At 75.4% G+C, this 14,847-nt stretch carries 10 protein-coding genes; 7 read left to right on the forward strand and 3 right to left on the reverse strand.

The features are described 5' to 3' along the window. The first annotated feature begins 46 nt into the window (after positions 1–46). The gene (gene cyc2 / locus AB0O01_RS16715) at positions 47–2,371 is read left to right on the forward strand and encodes a germacradienol/geosmin synthase Cyc2 (RefSeq protein ID WP_365314043.1); all 2,325 of its coding nucleotides are present in this window, start codon (positions 47–49) and stop codon (positions 2,369–2,371) included. On the opposite strand, the gene AB0O01_RS16720 is transcribed toward cyc2, so the two are convergent. Continuing rightward, entirely contained in the window at positions 2,364–3,890 is a 1,527-nt protein-coding gene (locus AB0O01_RS16720) for a hypothetical protein (RefSeq protein ID WP_365314045.1), read from the reverse strand. The two genes, cyc2 and AB0O01_RS16720, sit on opposite strands and share 8 nt — an antisense overlap. 368 nt (positions 3,891–4,258) lie before the next feature. Here AB0O01_RS16720 and AB0O01_RS16725 point away from each other — a divergent pair, with 368 nt between their 5' ends. The 3 genes from AB0O01_RS16725 (at position 4,259) to AB0O01_RS16735 (ending at position 7,385) form a co-directional block, all read left to right on the forward strand. Beyond that, the gene (locus tag AB0O01_RS16725; RefSeq protein ID WP_365314046.1) at positions 4,259–4,819 is read left to right on the forward strand and encodes a PDZ domain-containing protein; all 561 of its coding nucleotides are present in this window, start codon (positions 4,259–4,261) and stop codon (positions 4,817–4,819) included. 462 nt (positions 4,820–5,281) lie between these two features. Next, entirely contained in the window at positions 5,282–6,409 is a 1,128-nt protein-coding gene (locus AB0O01_RS16730) for an aminopeptidase P family protein (protein WP_365314048.1), read from the forward strand. Between the two features lie 37 nt (positions 6,410–6,446). After that, the gene (locus AB0O01_RS16735) at positions 6,447–7,385 is read left to right on the forward strand and encodes an aminoglycoside phosphotransferase family protein (RefSeq protein ID WP_365314050.1); all 939 of its coding nucleotides are present in this window, start codon (positions 6,447–6,449) and stop codon (positions 7,383–7,385) included. Between the two features lie 170 nt (positions 7,386–7,555). Here AB0O01_RS16735 and treZ read toward each other — a convergent pair whose 3' ends face one another. Further along, positions 7,556–9,301, reverse strand: coding sequence for a malto-oligosyltrehalose trehalohydrolase (treZ, locus tag AB0O01_RS16740; RefSeq protein ID WP_365314051.1), 1,746 nt, complete (start codon positions 9,299–9,301; stop codon positions 7,556–7,558). Between the two features lie 167 nt (positions 9,302–9,468). Between treZ and AB0O01_RS16745 the strand changes: the two genes are divergently transcribed. From AB0O01_RS16745 to AB0O01_RS16755, 3 genes are all read left to right on the forward strand, one after another. After that, on the forward strand, positions 9,469–10,020 hold the full coding sequence (locus tag AB0O01_RS16745) for an FHA domain-containing protein (RefSeq protein WP_355739996.1): 552 nt from the start codon (positions 9,469–9,471) through the stop codon (positions 10,018–10,020). A 1,410-nt stretch (positions 10,021–11,430) separates the two neighbouring features. Continuing rightward, the gene (locus AB0O01_RS16750; RefSeq protein ID WP_365314052.1) at positions 11,431–12,801 is read left to right on the forward strand and encodes a M14 family zinc carboxypeptidase; all 1,371 of its coding nucleotides are present in this window, start codon (positions 11,431–11,433) and stop codon (positions 12,799–12,801) included. Continuing rightward, positions 12,798–13,223 (forward strand): SSI family serine proteinase inhibitor, encoded by a 426-nt coding sequence (locus AB0O01_RS16755; RefSeq protein WP_365314054.1) that lies wholly within the window; start codon positions 12,798–12,800, stop codon positions 13,221–13,223. The genes AB0O01_RS16750 and AB0O01_RS16755 overlap by 4 nt, the downstream gene beginning before the upstream one ends. A gap of 34 nt (positions 13,224–13,257) precedes the next feature. On the opposite strand, the gene AB0O01_RS16760 is transcribed toward AB0O01_RS16755, so the two are convergent. Further along, complete coding sequence (locus AB0O01_RS16760) at positions 13,258–14,508, reverse strand: M14 family zinc carboxypeptidase (protein ID WP_365314056.1); 1,251 nt, start codon at positions 14,506–14,508, stop codon at positions 13,258–13,260. Positions 14,509–14,847: the final 339 nt, after the last annotated feature.

Here is a 14,847-nt window from a genome sequence, read left to right on the forward strand (position 1 = left end):
TGCTTCCGGGTGGATGGGTCCGGAGGGACCCGGGTAGCCCGGGGCCATGACGCAGCCGTTCGAACTCCCGCGCTTCTACATGCCGTATCCGGCCCGCCTCAATCCCCATCTGGACGAGGCCCGGAGCCACTCCACCGCGTGGGCGCGGCAGATGGGCATGCTGGAGGGCTCCGGGGTCTGGGACCAGGCCGATCTGGAGGCGCACGACTACGGCCTGCTCTGCGCCTACACCCACCCCGACTGCGACGGACCCGCCCTCTCCCTGATCACCGACTGGTACGTGTGGGTCTTCTTCTTCGACGACCACTTCCTGGAGACCTTCAAGCGCTCCCAGGACCGCGCGGGCGGCAAGGCGTATCTCGACCGGCTGCCGCTGTTCATGCCGCTCGACCTCGCCACCCCCGTGCCCGAGCCGGAGAACCCGGTCGAGGCCGGGCTCGCCGATCTGTGGGCCCGTACCGTCCCCGCCATGTCGCCCGCGTGGAGGAAGCGTTTCGCCACCGCGACCGAGCATCTGCTCAACGAGTCCCTCTGGGAGCTGTCCAACATCAACGAGGGGCGGATCGCCAACCCCGTCGAGTACATCGAGATGCGCCGCAAGGTCGGCGGCGCCCCCTGGTCGGCGGGGCTGGTGGAGTACGCGACCGCCGAGGTCCCGGCCGCCGTCGCCGGGTCCCGCCCGCTGCGGGTGCTGATGGAGACCTTCTCCGACGGCGTCCACTTGCGCAACGACCTCTTCTCCTACCAGCGCGAGGTCGAGGACGAGGGCGAACTCAGCAACGGCGTCCTGGTCCTGGAGACCTTCTTCGGCTGCCCCACCCAGGAGGCCGCCGAGCACGTCAACGACATCCTCACCTCCCGCCTCCACCAGTTCGAGCACACCGCCCTCACCGAGGTCCCCGCCCTCGCCCTCGAACGCGCCCTCGGCCCCGCCGAGGTGAGCGCCGTCGCCGCGTACACCAAGGGACTCCAGGACTGGCAGTCCGGGGGCCACGAGTGGCATCTGCGCTCCAGCCGCTACATGAACGAGAACGCCCGCCCCACCGCCGCCCCCTGGGCCGCCCCGGCCGGCCCCGGCACCTCGGCCGCCGCCCTCGCCCATCTGGTCGCCGGGGCCGGCGGCTCGGCCTCGGCCCCCACCCACTTCGGCCGCGCCGGACGGCTGCGCCCGTACGCCCATGTGCCGTACCCGAAGGTCGGCCCGTCCCTCGTCCCGGACCTCTACCTGCCCTTCGAACCCCGTCTCAGCCCCCATCTGGACGCCACCCGCGCCCGCCTCCTGGACTGGTCCCGGAGCATCGGCTTCCTCCAGGAGGGCGTCTGGGACGAGGACAAGCTCCGGGCCGCCGATCTCGCCCTGTGCTCCGCCGGGATCGACCCCGACGGCAGCGAGGAGGCCCTCGACCTCAGCGCGGGCTGGCTCGCCTGGGGCACCTACGCCGACGACTACTACCCCCTGGTGTACGGCAACCGCCGCGACCTCGCCGGTGCCCGGCTCACCACCGCCCGGCTCTCCGACTGCATGCCCGTGCACGGCGAGCCCGTCCCCGTCCCGGTCAACGCCGTGGAACGCGGTCTGATCGACCTGTGGGCCCGCACCACCGCCGGGATGAGCACCGCCCACCGCGAGCGCCTCAAGGGCGCCGTCGACCGGATGACCGAGTCCTGGCTCTGGGAACTGGTCAACCAGGTCCAGCACCGCATCCCCGACCCCGTCGACTATCTGGAGATGCGCCGCGACACCTTCGGCTCCGATCTCACCCTCGGCCTCTGCCGGATGGGCCACGGCCCCGCCGTCCCCGACGAGATCTACCGCACCGGCCCCGTCCGGGCCCTGGAGAACGCCGCCGCCGACTACGCCTGCCTCCTCAACGACGTCTTCTCGTACCAGAAGGAGATCGAGTACGAGGGCGAGATCCACAACGCGATCCTCGTGGTGCAGAACTTCTTCGGCTGCGACTACCCGACCGCGCTCGGCGTCGTCCACGATCTGATGACCCAGCGGATGAAGCAGTTCGAGCATGTCGTCGCCCATGAACTGCCCGTCGTCTACGACGACTTCGAGCTGTCCGCCGAGGGGCGGAGGATCATGCGCGACTATGTGACCGACCTGGAGAACTGGATGTCCGGCATATTCCACTGGCACCGCACGGTGGATCGCTACCGGGCCGAGTACCTGGCCGGACGGACCCATGGCTTCCTGCCGGACCGGGCACCGGCCCCGCTCCCGCCGCTACGGCTGTCCCTGCCGTCCGCATCCCCGTCCCCGTCCCCGTTCCTGTCCCCGTCCCCGTCCCCGTTCCCGTCCGTTTCCCCGATTCCGTCCGTGTCCCTGCCGGTGGGCGTGTCGTCCTTGCAGGCGGTCAACTGACGCCCCACACCCAGGTGGCGGTCTCCTGGGCGAGCTGCCGGACGCCCTTCGCGGCGGTGTCCGACAGCTCGCCGAGTATCGCGTCACCGGCCGCCAGCACCGCCCGCGCCTGCCGCGGCAACCGCGCGTCGGCCAGGGCGACAGCCAGCGCGTAGTGCTCCTCCGCGATGAACCGGCCCAGGTTCACCCGCCGCCAGTACGCCAGCGAACCGTCCCCCGGATCGGCCAGCACCGCCCGGACGGCGGTCAGTGTCCCGGCCGCCCGCACGGCCTGCCCCGCCTCGCGCTCCAGCCGGGCCTGGGCCAGCCGCGCCGACACCCGGTCCCACGCCGTCTCCTGGAGCGCCGCGTACAGCCCCTGGGCGCGCAGCGCCTGCCGCAGATCGCCCAGCCGCTCGAACTCCCGGGCCAGCGCGGCCAGCGGCGCCGGATTCAGCCGGGCGGGGTCGTCCGGCCGGCTGAGCCGGGACCGGTCGAGCGAGAGCGCGTCCAACTCGTGGATCAGCGCCACCCGGGCGTGCTCGGTCAGGCCTTGGTCCAGCGCCAGGCCCGTCCAGGTCAGCAGGGGCTCGCCCGCCGGGTCCGTGCCGAACGCCGACTCGTCCAGCCACTGGGCCCAGCGCGCCAGCTCCGTACCGCTCGCGTCCAGTCCGGGCAGCTCGCCCAGCCCGCACTCGGTGCCGACGTCCGTCTCCCGTACCTCGTTGAGCAGCGGCAGGTCCGCCGCCCGGCCGAACCGGCCCACCAGCACGGCCGCCAGGCGCAGTTCGCCGGTCGTCGACCCGCCCGCCGCCAGCCGCAGCAGCCGCCGCAGCAGCCCGAGATCCCCCTCCCGCCGGTCGAACTGCGCCGCCCGCAGCACCACCCGCCGCCGTACCGCGTCCTGCCGCATCGCCGTCATCACCGCCGCGTCCCCGGCGCGCAGCAGCGCCAGATCGGCCCGCCCGCGCGCGAGGACCGGCTCCCACAGCGGGGGACCCGGACGGCCGTGCAACGGGGCGTAGGCGTGGCCGTCCCGGTCGGCCAGCAGCAGGAAATCCGGCTCCGTGCGCCGCAGCGCCGTGTCCAGCAGCGCCAGCAGCTCGACCGGGGCGCGCACGGGCAGTCCCAGACCGGCGCGCAGCTCGCTCCGCGCCTCGTCCAGCGCGTGGGCGCGGATCCCGGCCCCGGTCCCGGTCATCGCGTCCAGCACCTCCGCCGCACCGGCCCCGGGTCCGGCATCGCCGTACTCCGCCCAGCCCGGCAGGCCGATCACCACCTCCAGCGCCTCGGACACCGACGCGCCGATGACCCCGGCCGCGCCGTCCGCCGACGCGTACAGCACCGAGCCGTCCGGGCAATGGAAGTACGTACCGCCCGAGTCGTCGCCCGCGAGGGGCTCCAGCGGCGCACCGGACGCGAGCCGCACCGGGCTCCCGGGGTCCTGTGCGGCCCGGTCCAGATCGAAGGCGAAGGGGAACGCGGCCAGCCCGGCCAGCCGCGGGTGCTGCCGCAGCAGCCGGAGCGCGTTATCCGTCATGTCACAGAACGTAACAGTGAGGACTGACAATCCGGGCCGAATGAACCGGCCGTCCGTCTGGACAGCGGGAGTTGGCGGAGCGGCGGCGGGGGTGACGGGGGCGAGGCGGTGGTGAGGCGGTGGTGAGGTGGTGGTGAGGTGGTGGTGCATCGGCGGTGGGGGCGGGCGGTCGGGACGGGGTGGGGGAGTCACCCGGCCGCCGGGGTGGGGGCGGGGGGGTCCGGCGGCCGTTCGGGTGGCCGTCCGGGAGGCGCGGGGGCGGTGGGCCCAAGGGGCGCCCGCCGGGTCAAACCCGTTGTTCAGTCTCACTCGTTCGTGGCTCGTCGGGCGCCGGTGCGCCGGGTAGGGCACCGGGCGGAGGCGATCCGATGGAACAGACTGCGTTGCGTCCCAAACCGATGCCCGGCCGGGAGCCCGGCAGGGCCAGGGCCGCGCCCGTCCGGCGACCCCATGCCGCCCGGCGCCGGACGCGGCGGCTGCGGACCCTGCTGCTCGGCCTGCTGGCCGGTACCGTGCTGGTGCTCTGCGGGGTCGGCCTCGGCACCGTCGGTGCCACCGTGATCGGCATGAGCCGGCTCGCCGAGCACGAGCGGCGGACGGAGGCCGAGCCGGAGCCCCGGACCACCCCGACCGCCGCCCCCGGCCCCGCGCGCCCGGCCCCGCCGGCCGCCGCCCTCGGCGTGGAGGCCGTGGACGCCGAGAGGGCGGGTGCCCTGCTGGTCGGCATCCATGTGCCGGGTCCCGGCCACTCCGCCGGTCTGGTCCGCGGCGACATCCTGCTCACCTTCGCCGGCACCCGCGTCGACACCGCCGCCGACCTCGCCCGCGCCGTCGACACCGCCACGCCCGGCACACCGGTCACGATCACGGTGCGGCATGAGAGCGGGGGGTATCAGCAGTTGTCGGTGACACCGGCACTGGTGACGTGACGCGGACCGGGGTGTGACGCGTACCAGAGTGTGATGCGTAGCGGGGCGTGCTGCGGCTTCGCGCGGTGCGTGGGGTCCGCTGGTGCACCAAGGTCCGTACCGGCGGGGGGACATGCCGTCCCTCCGCCGGCGCGCGGGCCGGTCGGGTGCCTCGGGTCGATTGCCGTCCCTCCCCCGCTCCCGGGGCCCGCGCGTTGTCGTTGCACCGCGTGAGCTGATCGCCCTGCTGCCGTCCCCCAGCGCGCGGGCCCGCGTCCAGCTCGGTGGGGCGGGCTAACCGGGAGAAGCTGCGGTCCCCTCCCGAGGGCCCGGCCCCTCTGGTCCCGAGAGCCCGCCCCCTCCGGGCGGCACCGGTGGCGCACCGCCGCGCGGCGAACCCGTGCAGAGCGCTCGCGCCCCACCCGTCGTGCGGGCAGGATGCTGCGGACAGGCCCTGTCAGCCAGCCGCCAGGGAGGTACCCGATGACCGCCAGCACGCGCGCGGCCTTCACCGCCGACGACTACCGGGCCCGCATGGCGCGGGCCGTGCGGGACGCCGAGGCCGCCGGGCTCGCCGGGCTGCTCGTCGCCCCGGGCCCCGATCTCGTCTGGCTCACCGGCTACGCCCCGCCCGCGGCCACCGAACGGCTCACCCTGCTGGTCCTCGTCCCCGGCCGGGACCCGGCGCTCGTCGTGCCCACCCTGGAGGCCCCGGACGCCGCCAGGGCCACCGGGGCGCCCGCGATCACCCTGCGCGACTGGACCGACGGCAAGGACCCCTACGCCGCGACGGCCGCCCTCCTCGCCGCCTCCGGACGGTTCGGCGTCAGCGACAGCACCTGGTCCCTGCATCTGCTCGGGCTCCAGAGGGCCCTGCCGGAGAGTTCCTACGCCGCCCTCTCCGACGCCCTGCCCATGCTCCGCGCCGTCAAGGACGCCGCCGAGCTGGAGCTGATGGCCGCCGCGGGCGCCGCCGCCGACGCGGCCTTCGAGGAGATCCGCGCGGTGCCGTTCGGCGGGCGCCGCGAGTCCGAGGTCGCCGCCGACCTGGCCGCGCTGCTGCGCCGGCACGGCCACGAACAGGTCGACTTCACCATCGTCGCCTCCGGCCCCAACGGCGCCAATCCCCATCACGAGGCGGGCGACCGGGTCATCGAGCGCGGCGACATGGTCGTCCTCGACTTCGGCGGCCTCCGCCACGGCTACGGCTCCGACACCTCCCGCACGGTCCACGTCGGCGACCCCACCGACGAGGAGCGCCGGGTCCACGACCTGGTGCGCGCCGCCCAGCAGGCCGGGTACGAGGCCGTCCGGCCCGGCGTCGCCTGCCAGGAGGTCGACCGGGCCGCCCGCGCGGTCATCGACGCCGCCGGATACGGCGCCCGCTTCATCCACCGCACCGGCCACGGCATCGGCGTCACCACCCATGAACCGCCCTACATGATCGAGGGCGAGGAACAGCCCCTGGTGCCCGGTATGTGTTTCTCCGTGGAACCCGGTGTCTATCTGCCCGGCCGGTTCGGCGTCCGGATCGAGGACATCGTCACCGTCACCGAGGACGGCGGGCGCCGCCTCAACGACACCACCCGCGAACTGGTCGTCGTGGACTGACCGCCCCCAGGGACCCCCCGAGCGACGGCGCGCGACCATGACCCAGGCATCATCCGCACCCACCGAGGACACCGTCCGCCGGATCGTCCGCGGCCTCCTCAAGGACGAGGACCCGGACCGTCCCGGCGGCCCCGAGATCCGCCCCGCCTCCCCGGGCGGCGCCACCTGGTGGGTCGGCACCCGCCACGTCCTGCGCCTCGCCCCCGGCCCCGGGGCGGGCACCGGACGCCGCCGCGAACTGCGCGTCCGCGACCTGGTGCGCCCGTACCTCCCGGTCGCCGTACCGGCCAGCGTGGCGCACGGCGAATGGGCGCCCGGCCTCGGCTACACCCTCGACACCGTGGTGCCCGGCGGCTCCGCCGACCGCCACGACGTGTCCGCGGTGGGCGAGGCCGACCTCGCCGCCGTCCTCACCGGGCTGCGCGAGGTGCCGGTGCGCCAGGCCGAGACGCTCGGCGTGCCGCGCCGGGCGCCCCGCTCCCTGGAGTCGCTGCGCCGGGCCGCCGACCGGGCCGCCGCACGCCTCACCGCGGCCGACGAGTCCGATCCCGCGCGCGTGCAGCAGCTCACCCCGGCCGCCGCCGCCCAGCTCGGCGCCCAGACGGCCCCCGCCGTCCTGGTCCATCACGCGCTGACCGCCGAGCACCTGGTCGTCAGCGGTGACGGCCGGGTCCGGGGCGTCCTCGGCTGGGACGAGGCCGTCCTCGGCGACCCCGCCGAGGACATCGCGGGGCTCGCCGCCGCCGTCGGCTCCCCGGCCGCCGTCCGCGCCGCCACCCTCGCCGGGTACGGGGCCCGCCCCTGTCTGCGCGGCCTGTGGCTGGCCCGCTGCGACGCCGTCCTGCGCCTGGCCGCCGCCCTCGGCACCCGCACCCCCCTGGCCCCGCTCCGGGACCGCCTGCACCGCGCCTGGGAGCCGATCCTCCTGGAGCGCGTGACGGACCTCGGGGCGGACGCGGCGGACGACGGGGTGTGAGCCTGCCGGTCCCGGCCGTCGCGGGCCGGGTCGGGGGGTTCCCGCGCGGGGCGGGGGCTCTCCGGTGGGTCGGGAGCCCTCCCGCGGGTCAGGCAGGGGCCTCCCGCGGGTCAGGAAGGCGCCCCCTGCCGGATCAGGGGCCCCACGCGGCCCCTGACGCCCCGCACCCCTCACGGCTGGATCAGTACCACCCCCGACTCCCCCGGCAGCCGCAGCACCCCGTCCGCGCCGGGCGTGGGGGTCGGCTCCCAGGCCGCGAGGATCTCCGCGCGGCGGGTGCCCAGGGGGATCGCGGCGGGGGCGGCGCCGAGATTGACGGCCACGCGCAGGTCGCCCCGGCGGAACGCCAGCCAGCGCGCCCCGGCGTCATGGGTGACCCTGAGGTCGGACAGATCGGGATCGGTCAGGTCGGGGTGGTCGCCGCGCAGGGCGATCAGCCGGCGGTACCAGGCCAGCACGCGCGCGTGGGGCTCCTCGCGCGGCTCGGACCAGTCCAGGCAGGAGCGGTCCCGGGTCGCCGGGTCCTGCGGATCGGGGACGTCCTCCTCGGCCCACCCGTGCGCGGCGAACTCCCGTCGCCTGCCCCGCCGTACGGCCTCGGCCAGATCGGGGTCGGTGTGGTCGGTGAAGAACTGCCACGGGGTGCCCGCCGCCCACTCCTCGCCCATGAACAGCATCGGGGTGAAGGGACCGGCCAGCGTCAGGGTCGCCGCGCAGGCCAGCAGGCCGGGGGAGAGGCTCGCGGACAGCCGGTCGCCCTGGGCCCGGTTGCCGATCTGGTCGTGGGTCTGGCTGTAGCCCAGCAGCCGGTGCGCGGCCACCCGTGTCCGGTCCAGGGGGCGGCCGTGATGCCGGTCGCGGAAGGACGAGTACGTCCCGTCGTGGAAGAAGCCGCCCGTGAGGGTCTTGGCGACGGCGTCCAGGGGGGCGCGCGCGAAGTCGGCGTAGTAGCCCTGCGACTCGCCGGTGAGGGCGGTGTGCAGGGCGTGGTGGAAGTCGTCGCTCCACTGGGCGTGCAGTCCGAGCCCGCCCGCGGGGCGGGGGGTGATCAGCCGGGGGTCGTTGAGATCGGACTCGGCGATCAGGAACAGCGGCCGGCCCTCCGCGACGGCCAGCGCGTCCACCGCCGCCGACAGCTCCTCCAGGAAGGGGTACGCGCGCGTGTCCGCGAGCGCGTGCACGGCGTCCAGGCGCAGCCCGTCCAGGCGGTAGTCCCGCAGCCAGGCCAGCGCGCTGCCCAGCAGGAAGGCCCGCACCTCGTCGGACCCGGGCGCGTCCAGGTTCACCGCCGACCCCCAGGGGGTGTGGTGGGTGTCCGTGAAGTACGGGCCGAACTCGGGGAGGTAGTTCCCGGACGGCCCCAGATGGTTGTGGACGACGTCCAGGACCACGCCGAGCCCGAGGCCGTGCGCCCGGTCCACGAACCGCTTCAGGGCGCCGGGACCGCCGTACGGCTCGTGGACCGCCCACAGGGAGACACCCTCGTAGCCCCAGCCGTGCCGTCCCGGGAAGGGGCACAGGGGCATCAATTCCACGTGGCTGACCCCGAGTTCCGCCAGATGGCCGAGGCGCTCGGCGGCGGCGTCCAGGGTGCCCTCGCGGGTGAACGTGCCCACATGCAGCTCGTACAGGACGGCCCCCTGGAGCGGGCGTCCCGGCCAGGGCGCGCGCCAGGTGTGCCGGGAGTGGTCGACGACCGCGCTGGGCCCGTCGGGGCCGTCCGGCTGGCGTCGGGAGCGCGGGTCGGGGCGCACCGGGCCGCCGTCCAGCGCGAAGCCGTAGCGGGTGCCGTCCGCCGCCTCCGCGTGCCCGGTCCACCACCCCGCCCGCTCCGGATCGCGGTCCATCGGGTGCGAGTCGCCCCCGCACTCCAGCGTCACGCGGTCGGCCCGCGGTGCCCACACCTCGAACTGCACGGACGGTTCCCCTTCGTCTGTTCACCGTGATGTAGCGCGTCCATCGTGCGTGACGCGCGCGGGGCCCGCTGGCGCATACCTCCATTTGCGGCCGACTCCTTCGTCCCCGGGGCGCCCTTTGGCCGATTCCTGGACACTGGGGGGCGCACTGACCGACAATCAGCACTGTGACGTCGTCTTTCGAGTTCCCCACGTACCCCGCGAGGCTGTCGGACGCGGAACGCGACAAGGCGCTGAAGGTGCTGCGTGACGGCGTCGCCATGGGCCGCCTCTCGCACGACACGTTCGTGCGCCGCATGGAACTGGCGCTGGCCGCCCGGCGCTCCGACGAACTCGCCCTGCTCACCGCCGACCTCCCCACCGAGAGCCGCCTCTCGCGCGCGGTGTTCGGCACGGTCGAGGCGGTGTCCGGCTTCACGGTCCGGCTGCGCCGCGCCTGGCAGGCCGAGCGGCTGCCCAAGCTGCTGCTGCCGCACCCCGCCTCGGGACACGCCCTGCGCATAGGGCGCGACCCCGCCAGCGGGCTGCGCCTCCACCACGAGACGGTCTCGCGCGTGCACGCCGAACTCACCCGCCAGGGCGGCATGTGGGTCCTGCGCGACCTCGGCTCCACCAATGGCACCACGGTCAACGGCCGCCGGGTCATCGGCGCGGTGGTGGTCTGCGAGGGCGACCAGGTGTCCTTCGGCACGATGGCGTTCCGCCTGGCCGCGGGCTGAACCGACGGCGCGGCGGGACGTGTGTCCGGGGGCTGTCCCTGGTCCGACTGCGCGTGGGGAAGCCTGTGGGACGTCCTTGGTCCGGGTGGTCGTGGGGAAGTCTGTGGGACGTTCCTGGCCCGGGTGGCCGTGGGGAAGCCTGTGCGACGTCCCTGGTCCGGCTGGCCGAGGGGTAGCTTCCGGGTCGCCCCTGATCCGGGTTCGCGGCGGAAAGCTTGTGAGCCCGCTCTGGTCCGGCTTCGCGGCGGGAAGTTCTTCCTTCCTGGTTCGGCTTCGCGAGGGGAAGCCTTTGAACCCTCCCTGGTCCGGCATCGCGCGGGGTAATCATTGGAATGTGGTCCGGCCTCCTGGCAGGAGGTCTTTGGGCCCTGCCCCTGCGTCGCGAGGGAAGTCCTTGGCCCCTCCTCTCCGGCCCCGGCGGCGGGACGCCCTGAGAGCCGATCCGTCCGTGGGGGCGGCATGCCCCGAGGGCTGACCGGCCCTCGCGGCGGGAAGCCTGGAGGCGGGCCCGCCTTCGCGGTGCGGGAGCCCCTTGAGCCCGGTCCAGCCTCTCCAAGGCGGGGGCCCTGGAGCCCCGGTCCAGCCCTTCCGGGGCGGGAGCCCCTTGAGCCTGGTCCAACCCGCCCCGGTGCGTGAGAGCCAGGAGCCCGCCCAGGGTCCTGGCGCCGAAGCCTTGGCGCCTTGGGGCAAGTTCCCGGGGTGGGGTCCAGGGCGCCCGGTCCCAGCCCCCCGGGGGGACGGGAAGCCCATGGAGCCCGTCCAACCCGCCCCGAAGCGGGAGACCCCGGAGCCTGGTCCAGCCCTCTGGAACGGAAGCCCTGGAGCCGAGGTCTCCCAGCTCCCCCGGGGCAGGACCTTGGAGCCGGGTCCAGGGCCCGGGGACGGGGAATCCTGGAGCCGGGGTCCCCCAACTCCCTCGGGGCAGAACCCTGGCGCCCGGTCCTGCGCCCGGGGACGAGGGACCCTGGAGCCCTTCCAACCCGCCCTTGGGCTGAATCGCGACGCCCTGTCCGGCCCCCGGGGACGGGAAACTCCGGAGCCCCTGCAACCCGCCCCGGGACGGAGCCCCCGGAGCCCGGTCCAGCCACCCTGATGCCGACGCCCTGGACCCGGGTCCGGCCCCCGGGTCCAGCCCCCGGGCGGGAACGCCCGACGCCGAGGGACGCCCGGCGCCCGGGGACGGGAAACCCTGGAGCCCCTCCAGCCCGCGCCGGGGCGTGAGCCCCTGAAGCCCTGTCCGGCCCCGGACAGACGGGGAACCCTGTAGCCCCTCCACCCCCTCCGGGGCGGGAACCCCGGAACCCGGTGCACCCCGGGACGGGAAACCCTTTGCACGACGCGGTGTTGACGCCCGTCCCGATGAGTGACTGACTGTGTCTGGATCTGTACAGCAGGTGAAGCGACCGTGCGATGTGGAGGTGTGCCCTGCCGCCCCTCCGGCGTTACCCCACCGTCGACGAACTCGCCTCCCGCGCGGCGGCCCTCGTCGCCCGCAGCCCCCGGCACGCCCGGCTGCGCCGGGCCGGCACCTCGCGCGCGGGCACCCCCCTGTGGCTGCTGTCCGTGGGCCACGGCGCCCGGCACGTCCTGGTCGTCGCCGGACCGCACGCCAATGAGCCGTGCGGCGGCGCCACCGCCCTGCACCTCGCCGAGCGGGTCCTCGCCGACCCGGCCCTGCGCGACGGCGCCGATGCCACCTGGGACCTGCTGCTCTGCGTCGACCCCGACGGACTGCGCCGCAACGAGCGCTGGCTGGGCGGCCCCTACACCCTCGGCGGCTACTTCCGGAACTTCTTCCGCCCCGGCTTCCGCGAGCAGCCCGAGTGGCTCCCCGACGGCCCCGACGCCGCCGTCCTGCCCGAGACCCGCGCGCTGCTCGCCCTCCAGGACGAGCTGAAACCGTTCCTCCAGTGCTCCCTGCACGGCGTCGACGTCGGCGGCGGCTTCGTCGAACTCACCCACGACCTGCCCGGCATCGCCCGCCGCCTCGCCCGCACCGCCGCCCGGCACGCCGTACCGCGCGAACTCGGCCCCTACGACACCCTGTACTGGCCCGCCCTCGGCCCCTCCGTCTACCGCATCCCGCACCCCCGGCACGGCGACCTGGCCGCCGCGATCACCGAGGCCGCCGTCGACTCCACCTGGTTCCACCCCTACCGGCACGGCACGGTGACCGCCGTCGTGGAGGCGCCCATGTGGGGCGTGGCGGCCGTCCAGGACGGCTCCGTGCCCCCGGATCCCGACGGCGCGCTCCGGGCCGTCAGCGGCGCCCTGCGGCACGACATGCGGCTCCTGGAGGGGCTCCTCGCCCGCTGCCGCCCGCATCTGGCCGCCGCGCCCGACGCCGCCCCGCTGCTCGCGCCCGTCGACGACTACCTCCTGGTCTGCCCCGGCCTCGCCGACGCCTGGGACCCCGACACCCGCGACCGGCACACCGCGCACGGGCTGCCGCCGCTCACCACCGCCCACCTCACCGCGCTGCGGCTGGCCGGACGCCGGATCGCGCTGCGCACCGCCGGGCTGCTGCATCAGCTCGTCCGCTCCACCGGGACCGACCCGGCCGGGGTGCTGCCCGAGCTGGACCACCTCCTCGACCTGTGGTGCGCCGACTTCCACGACGGCTGCGGGGCCCGCTGGATCCCCGTCGAACGGCAGGTCGCCTACCAGGCGCAGATGGTGCTGCACGCCTTCGACCTGGCCCGGCGCCGGGTGCCGCGACCCTCCCGTTCGGGTGAGCCGGGGTGGGGTTCGGGCACCGCCGTGCCGATGCATCGGGAATGACGCACACGACATCCCCGTACCCCCGCAGAGCCGCGCGCGGCTCGCTGCTCGCGGCCCTGCTGCTGGCCGCCGCCGCGCTCCCCGCGCAGGCGGCCGTCCAGCCCGCGCTGCCGGGCAACTGGTTCTATCTGACCGTCACCCGCGGGGACACCCAGTCCAGCGACACGCGCGGCACGCTGCTGATGTGCAACCCGCCCCAGGGGCACACCCACGCCACCGCGGCCTGCGAGCAGCTCTCCTCCGCCGACGGGGACATCGGGAACATCCCCGTCGACGACACCGCCTGCCCCATGCTCTACGCGCCCGTCACGGCCCACGCGCGCGGGCAGTGGAGCGGCCGGACGGTCGAGTTCCGGCAGACCTACTCCAACGACTGCGAGCTGCGCGGCAGCACCGGGGAGGTGTTCACGCTCGACGCGTGACGGCGCCCGAGCCGCGGCGGCCCCTCCAGGGCGGTCAGGAGGCCCGCTCCCGGGCGTGCAGGGCCGCCGCGAGGACCGTACGGCTCTGATGCTCCGTCTGGTCCTCCAGGGGCACCCAGCGGGCCCGGAAGCGGTCCGCGAAGGAGGCGCTCCAGGTGGCCACCAGCCGCTCCAGACGGGGCGCCGCGCGGTCGTCGGTCTCCTGGAGGACCCGCAGCAGCATCGCCGCCGCCCGCAGCGGCAGCCGCCGCGCGAAGGCGTCCACACTGCCGACGTAGGCCATCGTGGAGGCGGCCGGCGCGGTCTGCACCCAGTCGGCCGCCAGGCCCGGCACCAGTTCCAGGCCCCACTGCGCGGCCCGCAGCAGGGGACCGCCCGACCCGCCGAGCCGGGGCAGCGCCTCGGCCAGCACCCCCTCCACCTCCAGCGTGTCGCGCAGCAGCCGCTGGGCGAGCCGGCGCAGCGCCGCCGCCGGGGCCGGGTGCGGCGCCGGATCGGTCACCAGGTCGCTCGCCCACATCGGCACCTCCACCACCGCGGTCAGCCCGCCGTAGCGGTGCGCGTGGTACCAGGTGCTGTTGCGCGCGTCGTCCGGCATGCTCGGGTACGCCGCGTCCGCGTCCGGCGGGGGCATCACATGCACCCCCGGTCCGGCGGACGGCCACCCCGCGGCGTCCGAGGCACCCGCCTCCACCGGGATGCGCAGCTCCGCCGCCGACCGCGCGAACGGCTCGGCGAGCCCCGGGATGTCCTTGGTGAGCTGCACCCAGCTCCCGCCCAGATCGGTGCCGTGCAGGGTCACCTGGAGGTAGGGCCGCAGTTCGTCGATCACCCCGGTCAGGGCGCGGGTCTCGGGCGGCAGCCGGTCCGGGGGCAGCGCCGCCGGGGACCACTCGGGCTGCTCGGGCGCGGGCGGCCGGTAGAAGCCCCGGTGGTAGTCCAGCAGGCTGTGCGGCGCCGGGGTGCTGTGCAGACTCGCCCCGTCGGGGTCGGCGCAGAGCAGGAAGTGCCAGGACAGCCCGTCGCGCAGGGCCCGTTCGTCCAGCACCCGCCGGGCCAGCGCCAGCAGGGTGCACCCGCCGGTGGGCTCATTGGCGTGCGCGCCCGCCACGACCAGCACGGCCCGGCTTCCCCGGCCGACCGACAGCAGATGCAACGGGCGTCCCGCGCGCGAGCGGCCGACCTGCCGCAGGGTGCACAGTCCGGGATGTCCGGCGGCCAGGGCCCGCGCGGACCACACCAGTTCGGTGACGCTGGGATAGCGCTGCTGCGGCAGCAGACTCACCCCCCGACCTTGTCGCCGAGTCCGCCTTGCCTCGCCTCCGCAGTACCCCACGGCCGGCCCCGGCTGTCAAGGACACGGTGGGGGAGGCGCAAGGGGGCATCGGGGGCGTTCGGAAGCGGCGGGAGAGCGGGCGGACACCGCCGCACGGCGGGGGCGGGAGCGGGCGCGGCGTGCGCGGGCCGACCGCTCCGCAGAGGCCCGGCCACTCCGGCCGGGGCCCACGGTGCGGACCGGGGACCTCTGTGCCGACCAGGGCCCTGTGCGCCAGCCAGCGGCCACCGCGCTGCTCAGGGCCCTCTGCGCCGGTCAGGGCGCGTTGCTCAGGTCAGGGCCGCCCAC

Origin of the sequence: Streptomyces sp. NPDC093252 (genome assembly GCF_040683675.1) — a bacterium.
In the GTDB taxonomy this organism is placed as follows: domain Bacteria; phylum Actinomycetota; class Actinomycetes; order Streptomycetales; family Streptomycetaceae; genus Streptomyces.

Excerpts from the sequence above, each read along its gene's own strand:
- cyc2 (WP_365314043.1), top strand. The coding sequence starts at position 47 with ATGACGCAGCCGTTCGAACTCCCGCGCTTCTACATGCCGTATCCGGCC.
- AB0O01_RS16720 (WP_365314045.1), bottom strand. The coding sequence starts at position 3,890 with ATGACGGATAACGCGCTCCGGCTGCTGCGGCAGCACCCGCGGCTGGCC.
- AB0O01_RS16725 (WP_365314046.1), top strand. The coding sequence starts at position 4,259 with ATGGAACAGACTGCGTTGCGTCCCAAACCGATGCCCGGCCGGGAGCCC.
- AB0O01_RS16730 (WP_365314048.1), top strand. The coding sequence starts at position 5,282 with ATGACCGCCAGCACGCGCGCGGCCTTCACCGCCGACGACTACCGGGCC.
- AB0O01_RS16735 (WP_365314050.1), top strand. The coding sequence starts at position 6,447 with ATGACCCAGGCATCATCCGCACCCACCGAGGACACCGTCCGCCGGATC.
- AB0O01_RS16750 (WP_365314052.1), top strand. The coding sequence starts at position 11,431 with ATGTGGAGGTGTGCCCTGCCGCCCCTCCGGCGTTACCCCACCGTCGAC.
- AB0O01_RS16755 (WP_365314054.1), top strand. The coding sequence starts at position 12,798 with ATGACGCACACGACATCCCCGTACCCCCGCAGAGCCGCGCGCGGCTCG.